Source organism: Arthrobacter sp. 05L45_2 (assembly GCF_056397525.1).
This window is the reverse complement of sequence record NZ_JBFTNO010000104.1, coordinates 1-10,449: the sequence shown is the minus strand read 5'-3', so window position 1 is coordinate 10,449 and position 10,449 is coordinate 1. Positions and strand designations below refer to the sequence as shown.

Below are 10,449 nucleotides of genomic sequence, written 5' to 3'. Positions count from 1 at the left end.
TGGTTGACTTCGGGCGCTGCGGCATCGAGGCCGTTCTCCTCCGCCGCAGCCGCTTCAAGCCAGGCAAGGAATGCCAGCACATCCACGCGGTGCGAGGTGTGCAGGAATCCAGCCGCTGCGTCCTGGAAGGCGTCCAGGTTGCGCCGCGCCTGGTGGATGCTGATGCCGGGCCGGGCCGCGACTTCGATGTCCAGGAGCATGGCCCGCTCCACCTCGCCGAGCAAGGTACTGAGGTCGTCGCCCATAAAGCTCCGCAATTGCCGGAGCTCCGCCGAGAGCCGCTGCAGCCTCTCCTGCGCTTCCGGGCTCAGGCGGCGGCCGTGCGCGGATGTCCAGTCCGGGCGGGGCAGCCAGTCCAGCGCCTCGACGAGGCTCGCGGCGTCCGTCAGGTCACCCTCGATGACCGCCGCCGCGTCGTCGTCCGTGGCGGGATCGGCGTCGGGGTCCCCGCTCCCGGGAGAACCCGGGCGGCCCCGGCGCCTGGCCAAGTGGCTCGACCAGTCGCGGAAAGCCATCAGGTCCCCCGGGCCGATCCGCCAGCGCGCGCCKGCCAGCAACCGCATAAGGGAGTCCGAGCGGCCCGGATCGGCCAGCACCCGGAGGGTCGCCACGAGGTCGACGATTTCGGGGGTGTCCAGCAGGCCGGTGAGTCCGACAATTTCGTAGGGAATGCCGCGCGCCTCGAATTCGCGGCGGATGCACTCCATCTGGGCCCGGCGGCGGCACAGCACGGCCATGGCGGGCGGCTCCGGCTCGGCTTGGTCGGCGTTGAAGTCCGTGCGGCGGAACTTCAGGACGTCGGAGGCGATGGCCGCGGCCTCGTCCTCGTCAGTGCCGAACCGGCCCATCACCACCCGGCCCTGGACCGCGGCGGGGCTGGGCTGCAGCGGTGGGACCTCAACCGTCCCGGCGCTGTCCCGGGCCCCCGCTGCGCCGGTCTGGGCCGCCGCCTTGCTCAGCGGGGCCGAGATGACGTTCGCGGCCTGGAGGATGTTCCGGCCGTTGCGCCAGGCGGTGGTCAGGTACGACGTTGGAGCGAGCGCGAACGCCGGCACGCTGCCGGCATCGCGGGTGCCGCTGCCGGCCACCTTGACCGGGAATTCGCGGACAAAATGGAAGAGCTGGCCCGCTGACGCGCCGCGGAAGCCGTAGATGGAYTGGTTGGGATCCCCCACCGCCGTGACGGCGTGGCCGTCGCCGAACAACCGGGAGAACAGGACCAGCTGGGCATGGGAGGTGTCCTGGAATTCATCCAGCAGCACCACTTTGTAGCGCTGGCGCTCGGTCTGGGCGGCGACCGGGATCTCGTTGGCCACCCGGGCCGCGAGGGCAACCAGATCGCCGAAGTCCAGAGCGCCGCGGGCCCGTTTGGCCTCCGCGTACCGGCCCACCATCTCCGCGACGCTGGCGCGGGTCCGGAGCAGTGCGCTGAGGTCGCCCGCGGCCTGGGTCGGGTTTTTCCGGGCGGTGGCGAGGTAGGGAAGGGCTTCGAACTCACTGACCCGCTCCAGCAGCCATGCCCGGACCTGCATGGGATCCTGCAGGTGTTCGGCGCACTCCCCGGCGAGCTGGATGACCGCCTTGACCAGTGTGGATTTGGCCGCGCGGAAGTGCTGGTTGTCGCCGTCGAAAGCCTCCACCACCTCACTGGCGAGCTGGAAGGACTGGGCGCCGCCGAGCAGGACCACGTCCCGTTCCACGCCCAGCCGCAGGCCGTAGTCCGAGACAATCCCGCTGGCGTAGGAGTGGTAGGTGGAGACCTTGGGTTCCAGCGCGTCCGTACTCAGCAGTCCGGCGGGGAATATCTTGTGCCCGGGATCAGCGGCTGCGATCCGTGCCAGCGCAGCCAGTTTGGCCCGGATCCGGGTAGCGAGTTCGCCGGCGGCCTTGCGGGTGAAGGTCACGCCGAGGACCTCCTCCGGCCGGACCCAGCCGTTGGCGACCAGCCACACCACCCGGTCGGCCATGGTGGCGGTCTTGCCCGATCCGGCCCCGGCGATGACGAGCCGGGGCGCCAGCGGCGAGGAGATGATCAGTGATTGTTCGGCGGTGGGGCTGTTCTTCTCCCCCAGCATGGCCGACAGTTCCTCTGGGCTGAACCGGGGCTCGGGCAGCGGTGCCGGCAGGGCCCCGCCCGGCTCCACAGCGCCCGGATTCACAGCTGCGTCCCGGCCGTCCGTCACGGTCTGGTTGTTCATTCGGTGACCTGCTTTCCGCGGGCGCAGAGGGGGCAGACTTCCGGGAGCCTGCAGCCGTGGCCGCCGTGGCCGCCTTTGGCGGGGTCGTGCCGGGCTTCGAAGGTGCTGCCGGACATCACGCGGGCGGCCTCGCCCACCAGATCCAGCGCCCAGTTCGCGTCCGGATCGAGCGGCGGCTGGCTCTGCACGCCCGGGCTCTTGGTGCTGGTGCCGAGCTGGGCCAGCACGGCACCGCCGGGCAGCGGGGGCGGTCCGTCGTCCGGGCCGGTGAACCCTCCTGCAAGCACAGCGGCCTGGTAGGCCCCCAGCTGCGGATGGCGTTCCAGCTCCGCTTTGCCGGGCTGGCGCTTCCCGGTCTTGAGGTCCACCACCACCAGGCGCCCGTCGGCGTCGATCTCCAGCCGGTCCACCTGGCCCCGCAGCACGGCGGGCCGGGCCGGCCACGCCTCGCCGGTCCCGGGAGTCTCCGCGGGGGCTACGTCGGGAAGCTTCACCTCAAAGTCCTGCTCGACGCCGAGCAGGCTGCGGCCCTCGCTCCGCATGACCAGCACGTACTGGGCGAGCTTACGGACCATGGTCTCGGCCCGCTGGTAATCGAGTTTCCCTTCCCAGTTGTCCTTCATGCCCAGGGACGGCCAGCGCTTGAGGAGCTCGGCCACGTACTCGCCTCCCGAGGCATCGGGGAGGTCCTGGGCGATGGCGTGAACCAGGGTTCCGAGGCTGCGCGCGAAATCCGTGGCGGCTTCTCCGCCGGCGGCCTGCACAAACCAGTCCAGCGGCGACTTCTGCACCGTCTCCACCTTGGAGGGTGAAACGAAGACGGTGCCGCCGGGCGGCACCACCGGCTCCGTCGATGACAGCGGCGCCAGCCCCCACCAGTCGTCCGGATGCGCTCCCGGGACGGGCGGCTGCGCGGCCGCGAGCGCGCCGAGGACGGCAGCCGCCTCGGCCGCGTCGGTGTGTCCGCCGTCGAGCTGGGCGTACTGGCGCAGCTCCGCGACCAGCGCGCGCAGGGTCAGCGGCCGTTCCACCGGGGTGAATCCGCGGCGGTCCTGATCCGGAGGCAGGGGTGAGACGTAATCGAGGAAGGAGGACGGCTGTTCATCCTCGGAGGAGACGGCGGTGCAGACCAGCACTTCCCGGGCGCGGGAAACCGCAGTGGAAAAGCTGCGGAGCTCGTCGTAGCGGATCTCGCGGAGCCGGCTCATCGGATCCAGCTGCAGGGCGTACTGGACTCCGTGTTCGACGGCGTCGGCGAACAGGGTGCTGCCGAGCAGTTCGCCGCGGAGCCGGGTGTTGGGCCACACGCCTTCCTGCAGCCCAGGGACGATCACCACCGGCCATTCGCGTCCCGCCGCGCTGGCCGGCGTCATAAGCTCCACGGCGTCTTCCAGCTGTGCGCGGGCCGCCAGCGTGTCCATGGGAAGTTCCTGGCTGACCAGGTACTCGAGGAACTGCTCCGGGCCCGATCCGGGGAGCTGGTCCACGTACCGTTCGGCCGTGTGGAACAGGGCCATCATGGCGTCCAGGTCCCGGTCGGCACGGGCTCCGGCGGCCCCACCGGAGAGGGCTGCCTCCGTCCACCGGCGGGCGAGGCCGGTGGAATGCCACAGGGCCCAAAGGACGGTCTCGGCGTTGCCACCGGGGGCGCCGGCGGCCTCGCGGCCGGCCTGGATCATCCTCGCGACCCGGCGGGCGGAGTGCCCCTCGATGCCAAGGGTGGCCAGGGCACCCGGCTCAAGCAGCGCCTCCACGAGGAGCGCGTCGCTGGTCCGGCCGCCGCCGCCCAGGAGCTCTTCTCGGCGGAGGGACTGGCGGAGCCGGCGCAATTCGATGGAGGTTGCGCCGCCGATCCTTGAAGTCAGGAGCGAGACGGCGGCTTCGGGGGTCAGGACCGCGGGGTCCAGGGCGACGGCGTACGCGTCCAGCAGCGGCCGGACGGCCACCTCGTCCCGGACGGCGGATTCGGCCACCGGGATCCGGACCGGGATGCCCTGGCCGGCGAGGTGGCGCTGCAGCTGGCTGAGCTGGCCGCCGTTACGGACGATCACGGCGATGTCCGAGAGGTCCCGGCCGTCGTTGAGCTGCGCTTCCAGGATGCGCTGGGCGACGTAACGCAGTTCATGCACAGGGGAGGGCAGCAGGTGCGCCTCAACAACCCCGCTGCCTCCGGATGCCGGCGGGTGCGGCTGCTCGAGCCGGCGAGCCGAGGAACCGCCTGACCGCAGCGAAATCCGCTCGGCGACGCCCTGCCAGGCGTCCGCGACGGCCGGGCTGTGGCGGTGGGCCGTCCACAGCGGCCGCTCCAGCACAGTGCCCCCGGCGGGGGCAAGCAGCCGGGGCAGTTCGGCTACCAGGTCCGGCCGGGCGCCGCGGAACCCCTGCACCACGGTGTCCGGGGACGACGTGACAAGGGCGTCCTTTCCGGCGGCGATGTCGGCGAGCAGTTCGAAGACGGCGGGGTTTGCCTCCTGGATGTCATCGACAAGGATCAGCTGGAGCCGGTCCCGCTCGGCGGCCAGGAAGCCGGGCGCGTCCTGGAAGATCTGGCGTGCCGCCGTAATGATGCCGGCCGGGTCAAAGGATTCGGGCATCCGCAGGTCCAGGACGTCCCGGTACTCGGCGTACAGGGCCGCCGCGGCCGTCCAGTCGGGCCGGCCGCAGCGCACCGCGAGGTCCGCGAGGTCTTCTGCAGTGCGCCCGGATTCGATGATCCTGTCAAACAGCTGGCGGACCTCCTGCCGGAAGCCGCGGGTCTGCAGGGCCGCGCCGAGGTCCTCCGGCCACGGAAGCTCCAGCCCCGGCTGGGCATGGCCTTCGAGGAGTTCCTTGATGATGAGGTCCTGTTCCGGCCCGGAGAGCAGCTTCGGGGCACGCGGCAGGGGAAGGATGCCCTCGGCTTTGGCCCGACGGATCAGGTCGAAGGCGTAGGACGCCCAGGTGCGGGCCGGCGTCGTGCTCAGGCTGCGGTCCAGGCGCGCCGTGAAGCGGTCACGCAGCGCATCGGCGGCAAGCCGGTTGGGAGCCAGGATCAGGATCCGTTCCGGATCCACGCCCTCGTGCTGCGCCCGGCGTACCGCGGCTTCCACCAGCACCGTGGACTTGCCGGTGCCGGGCGCCCCGGGAACCAGCACCGGGCCCGAGCCGTGGCGGAGCTCGACGGCGTCGCGCTGGTCCGGGGAGAGCACCGGGACGACGCTGTGCTGCATCCGGGGCGGCAGCAGCCGTAGCCCGGTTCCGCCACCCGGGGTTCCGGGCGCGGCCGGGCGGGAGCGGTTCTGGCTGGTGGAGGTGGGGCTGGTGGTGGTTGAGCTACTCACACGGTCATTTCATCATTGGGGACCGACAATCTATGCAGGTCGCGTTCGAGCCGCTCGGCGAGGGCGTCAATCCGGTCGAAGTCCTGCTCCGACGGCGCCCACCGTGCTGCCGCGAGGTCCACCCGCCACCGGCCCTCGCCGGTTTTCCTGTAGTCCTCATAGCTGCCGCGCAACGGTGTCCCCTCGGCCAGGTAAAGGCCGAGGGCCTCGTATTCGTGGCCGGGTGGGGCGTCCCCGTTGGCCTTGAGGATCCGCCACCAGGGAACGGCGCTGCCGTGGTGGCTCATGACGGAGCCGACCTGGCGGGGGCCGCCGGAGCCAAGAAGTTCGGCAACATCCCCGTATGCGACGGCGGTACCCGCCGGCACCATGGCCGCCAGCTCCAGCACTGCCTCAACATACTCCGTCCGCATGCACCCAAGGTTACCGTCGCGGAGCGCCACGGACCGTCGTCGGACCTCACCGCGGGGCGTTGCCGGAAGTGTCGGTGGCAGCGGGTAGCGTTGAAGTATGAGCACCTGGCATACCCTTCCGCGCGCAGCGTTTGACCTCGAAACCACCGGCCGGAACTCCCGCGCGGCAAGGATCGTCACGGCCTCCGTCACCGTGGTGGATGCCGACGGTGCGGTCATCAAGGAACACGAATGGCTCGCGGATCCCGGGGTGGAGATTCCCACCGAGGCCAGCGACGTCCACGGTGTCACCACCGAGCAGGCCCGCCGGGAGGGACGGCCTGCCGCCGAGGTGACGCGGGAGCTGGCTGCCGTCCTGCAGGAACTGTTCGACGACGGGGTCCCCGTAATCGCCTTCAACGCCAGTTACGACTTCACGGTGCTCGCCGCGGAGTCGGCCCGCTACGGTGTGCCGCAGCTGAGCCGCTTCCCGGTGCTGGACCCGTTCATCATGAACAAGCAGGTGGACCGCTACCGCAAGGGCAAACGGACACTGACCGCCCTTTGCGAGGAGTACGGGGTCAACCTGGACAACGCGCATACCTCGGCGGCCGATGCCCTGGCTACCCTGCGGGTGCTCGATGCCATGGCCGGAAAGTTTCCCAAGCTGCGGATGCCGGCCGGGAATCTGCACCAGCTCCAGATCGAGTGGGCGTCGGCCCAGGCCACGGATTTCCAGAGTTACCTGCGCAAAACCAAGCCCGCGGCCGTGATCGAGGGCGACTGGCCGGTTCTGCCTCCCGAGGACGCGGGCCGGGGCGACTTCTAGCCCCCTCACCGCCCGGCACCAAGTAGCTGGGACGGAGATCACAGCCGCGTCCCTGCTCCCTGCGGCTCCTTAGGGCACCCCGGGATTCCGCGGTGCGCCCAACCCCGCACCCCATTCCCGCCACCCGGCGCCGAATCCGAAATTTCCTGCACCCAAATTCCCTTTGTGACGAATGTTATGCGCGAGTGGATGCCATTTTGCCCCGCTGACATAATTTAGTTCAGAACAGGGCGTGTGTTATTCCGCGCCCAAATCCGACCGCCAAGGGATAAATGATCACAGTTACCGACCTTCGCAAGGTCTACCGGCAGGGCAAAAAGGAAGTGGTGGCGCTGGACGGCGTCACACTCTCCGTGCCCAAAGGCTCGATCCACGGGATTATCGGCCACTCCGGTGCCGGCAAGTCCACCCTGGTCCGCTGCCTGACCCTGCTGGACCGCCCCACCTCCGGCTCCGTCAGCATTGACGGCACCGAGCTCAGTTCCGTGCGGGACTCCGAGATCCGGGCTGCGCGGCGACGCATCGGCATGGTCTTCCAGCACGCGAACCTGATGGACTCCCGGACGGCGGCCGGCAACGTGGCGCACCCGCTGGAACTGGTGAAGACCCCCAAGGACAAGATCCGCGCGCGCGTGGCCGAGCTCCTGAAGCTGGTGGGGCTCGAAGGTTTCGAGAACGCGTACCCGTCCCAGCTCTCCGGCGGCCAGCGGCAGCGCGTCGGCATCGCCCGGGCACTCGCCACGGATCCCGAGGTGCTGCTGTGCGACGAGCCAACCTCGGCCCTGGATCCCGCTACCACCGAGGAGATCCTGGACCTGATCCAGGATCTGACCCGGCGGTTGCAGCTGACGGTGCTCATCATCACCCACGAGATGAACGTCGTGAAGCGCGTCTGCGACTCCCTTTCCCTGCTGTCCCGCGGCCGGATCATCGAACACGGGGCCCTGCAGGACGTCGCGGGCGAACTCGACAGCAAGCTGGCCCGCGCACTGCTTCCGCTGCCGCCGTCGGARCCCCTGCACGGCGCGCTGCAGCGCGGGCCGGTCCTGGARATCCTSTTCTCCGGTGAGAGCGCCAGGGAGCCCGTCCTGACCGGCGTCGCCCGGCACTTCGACATGGATTTGAACGTCCTCGCCGGCAGCGTCGAGACCCTTGGCGGCCAGCAGTTCGGCCACCTCCGCGTCCAGCTCGCCGAGAACGCCGACTTCGACGCCGTCCTGCGCTACCTGCACGATCGCGGCATCAGCGCAAAGCGCGTGTCCGCCGAGGCTGCAGCGGCGGAAGAAGGAGTGAACTAATGAATGACATTTTCGGTAACCCCGTCCTGGTCCGGGCCCTCCCCGACGCAATCGTGGAAACGTTGCAGATGGTCGGCATTTCGGCTTTCTTCACGGTGCTGATCGGCCTGCCGCTGGGCGTTTTCCTGCACGTCACCGCTCCCGGCGGCCTGCGCCCGATGCCTGTTACCAACCGCATCCTCAGCGACGTGATCGTCAACATCACGCGTTCCATCCCGTTCGCGATCCTGATGGTTGCCCTCATTCCGCTGGCCCGTGCGCTGACCGGGACGAGCCTGGGCCCGATCGCCGCGTCCGTGTCCCTCTCCATCGGCACCATCCCGTTCTTCGCCCGGCTGGTCGAATCCTGCCTGCGCGATGTGCACCACGGCAAGATCGACGCCGCCCAGGTGATGGGGTCGACCACCATGCAGGTCATCAGCAAGGTGATGCTGCGCGAATCACTGCCTGCCCTCGTTGCAGCCATCACCACTACGGTGGTGACCCTCGTGGGCTACTCCGCTATGGCCGGCCTCGTCGGCGGCGGCGGGCTGGGCAAGCTGGCCTACAACTACGGCTTCCAGCGCTTCGACGTCACGGTCATGATCGTCACCATCGTCCTGATCGTCGTCCTCGTCCAGGTCATCCAGCTCGTCGGCGAGCGGGTTTCCCGCAGCCTCGACCACCGCTGAGCCAGGCACCAAACCACCACAGCCTTGCAGCGGGTAGCCGCCCTCTGCACCTGCGCGGACCACGGCCCGCCGTCGTGTCCTCCGCCTCTTTCGAAAGGAACGCATCCGATGCGTAAGTCACTCACCCTCCTGGCCACCGGCATTGTCACTGCCCTGGCGCTGACGGCTTGCGGTGGTTCCTCCACCCCCAGCGCCCAGGTCACGACCCTGGATCCGGCCAAACCGGCCACCCTGAAGGTCGGCGCCAGCCCGGTTCCGCACGCCAAGATCCTTGAATTCATCAACCAGGAACTCGCCCCCAAGGCCGGCCTGAAGCTGGACATCAAGGAGATCGAGGATTACCAGACGCCGAACACCGCGCTGAGCGACGGTTCCCTCGACGCGAACTTCTACCAGCACCTGCCGTGGTTCGAGGACCAGGTCAAGACCAAGGGCTACAAGTTCGGCCACGGCACCGGCGTGCACATCGAGCCGTACGCCGCGTTCTCGGAAAAGATCAAGAACATCAAGGATCTCAAGGACGGCGCCAAGGTTGCCATCACGAACGATCCCTCCAACCAGGTCCGCGCCCTGAAGGTCCTCCAGGTGGCCGGGCTGGTCAAGGACATCAAGGATGACAGCACCGTGCTGACGCTCAGCGATGAGCAAAACCCGAAGAAGCTCCAGTTCTCCGAGAACCAGCCGGAACTGCTGATCAACGACCTCAAGGACCCGTCGGTGGACCTGGCCCTGATCAACGGCAACTTCATCCTCAAGGCCGGGCTGAGCACCAAGAACGCCCTGGCGGTGGAGTCCGTGGACAACAACCCGTACGCCAACTTCCTGGCCTGGCGTGAAGATTCCAAGGACGATGCTCGGATCAAGAAGCTCGACGAGCTGCTGCACTCCCCCGAGGTCAAGGCCTTCATTGAGAAGGAATGGCCCAACGGTGACGTGACTCCGGCCTTCTAGTCCGGACCGCAGGTCAACTTTCGGCACCCGCCATGGCGGGTGCCGAAAGTGTTTAAGGACGACGACGGCGGGTGCGGCTCCGGGGGCGGCGCAACCGCCGGCGGGTGGCGGCCGGGCCCGTCAGGCGGTGTCGGCGAGCGCCTCACCGAGGATGCGGGCGGCTTCCGGGAACCGTTCGGGGTTCTCGCCCGAGTAGTTCAGCCGGATGTAGGGTCCCGCCGGTTCGGCCGGGAACCACTCGGTCCCGGGTGCGATGACCACCCCGCGGGCCTCGCACTCCCTGGCGAGGCGGGAGACCTCCGTTCCCTCGGGCAGGCGGACCCACAGGTTCAGCCCGCCGGCGGGAATGTGTGCGATTTCGGCCGCCGGGGCGTACTGCCGGAGGCTGTCCACAAGGGAGTCCCGGCGTCCCCTCAGCTGCTGCCGGAATCCCCGCAGATGGCCGCGCCAGCCCGGCTGGGTGACGACGTCGAGGGCTGCGGCCTGCAGGAGGCCGCTGACATACATGGATTCGGCGGCGCGGTCGGCAAGGATCCTGTCCCGGGCCGGCCCGCGGGCGATGACCGCAGCGACCCGGAGCGCGGGTGAGACGCTCTTGGTGAGTGACCGGAGGTAGATGACATGGCCGTCGTCGTCAGCGGCGGCCACGGGCCGGGGTTCGGAGTCGATCGCGAGGTCATGGGCCCAGTCGTCCTCAATGAGGAAGGCTCCATGCCGCCGGACTGTCTCCAGCACGGCCCGCCCGGTTTCGGCAGGCCACTGGGCGCCGGTGGGGTTCGCGAACGTGGGC

At 69.2% G+C, this 10,449-nt stretch carries 8 protein-coding genes; 4 read left to right on the top strand and 4 right to left on the bottom strand.

The window, feature by feature from the left end; genetic code table 11:
- The 3 genes from AC1DHD_RS09670 to AC1DHD_RS09660 form a co-directional block, all read right to left on the bottom strand.
- Positions 1–2,075, bottom strand: a 2,075-nt coding sequence (locus AC1DHD_RS09670) for an ATP-dependent helicase (protein WP_476879503.1), incomplete at its 3' end; no start/stop codon positions are given.
- 119 nt (positions 2,076–2,194) lie between these two features.
- Positions 2,195–5,407 (bottom strand): ATP-dependent helicase, encoded by a 3,213-nt coding sequence (locus AC1DHD_RS09665; protein WP_476879502.1) that lies wholly within the window; start codon positions 5,405–5,407, stop codon positions 2,195–2,197.
- Between the two features lie 107 nt (positions 5,408–5,514).
- A complete protein-coding gene (locus AC1DHD_RS09660) occupies positions 5,515–5,931 on the bottom strand; it encodes an MGMT family protein (protein ID WP_476879501.1) in 417 nt (138 codons plus the stop codon).
- Between the two features lie 97 nt (positions 5,932–6,028).
- Between AC1DHD_RS09660 and AC1DHD_RS09655 the strand changes: the two genes are divergently transcribed.
- The 4 genes from AC1DHD_RS09655 (at position 6,029) to AC1DHD_RS09640 (ending at position 9,659) form a co-directional block, all read left to right on the top strand.
- Entirely contained in the window at positions 6,029–6,739 is a 711-nt protein-coding gene (locus AC1DHD_RS09655) for an exonuclease domain-containing protein (protein WP_476879500.1), read from the top strand.
- 272 nt (positions 6,740–7,011) lie between these two features.
- The gene (locus tag AC1DHD_RS09650) at positions 7,012–8,037 is read left to right on the top strand and encodes a methionine ABC transporter ATP-binding protein (protein WP_476879499.1); all 1,026 of its coding nucleotides are present in this window, start codon (positions 7,012–7,014) and stop codon (positions 8,035–8,037) included.
- Positions 8,037–8,708: a methionine ABC transporter permease gene (locus tag AC1DHD_RS09645; protein WP_476879498.1), complete on the top strand. Its 672-nt coding sequence runs from the start codon at positions 8,037–8,039 to the stop codon at positions 8,706–8,708. The genes AC1DHD_RS09650 and AC1DHD_RS09645 overlap by 1 nt, the downstream gene beginning before the upstream one ends.
- Positions 8,709–8,816: 108 nt before the next feature.
- A complete protein-coding gene (locus AC1DHD_RS09640; RefSeq protein WP_476879497.1) occupies positions 8,817–9,659 on the top strand; it encodes a MetQ/NlpA family ABC transporter substrate-binding protein in 843 nt (280 codons plus the stop codon).
- 120 nt (positions 9,660–9,779) lie between these two features.
- Here the strand turns inward: AC1DHD_RS09640 and AC1DHD_RS09635 are convergent.
- The coding region (locus AC1DHD_RS09635; protein ID WP_476879496.1) for an aminotransferase-like domain-containing protein at positions 9,780–10,449 on the bottom strand (670 nt) is incomplete at its 5' end.

Bases quoted from the DNA above. Each gene is read 5' to 3' on its own strand.
- AC1DHD_RS09665 (WP_476879502.1), bottom strand. From the start codon at position 5,407: ATGCAGCACAGCGTCGTCCCGGTGCTCTCCCCGGACCAGCGCGACGCC.
- AC1DHD_RS09660 (WP_476879501.1), bottom strand. From the start codon at position 5,931: ATGCGGACGGAGTATGTTGAGGCAGTGCTGGAGCTGGCGGCCATGGTG.
- AC1DHD_RS09655 (WP_476879500.1), top strand. From the start codon at position 6,029: ATGAGCACCTGGCATACCCTTCCGCGCGCAGCGTTTGACCTCGAAACC.
- AC1DHD_RS09645 (WP_476879498.1), top strand. From the start codon at position 8,037: ATGAATGACATTTTCGGTAACCCCGTCCTGGTCCGGGCCCTCCCCGAC.
- AC1DHD_RS09640 (WP_476879497.1), top strand. From the start codon at position 8,817: ATGCGTAAGTCACTCACCCTCCTGGCCACCGGCATTGTCACTGCCCTG.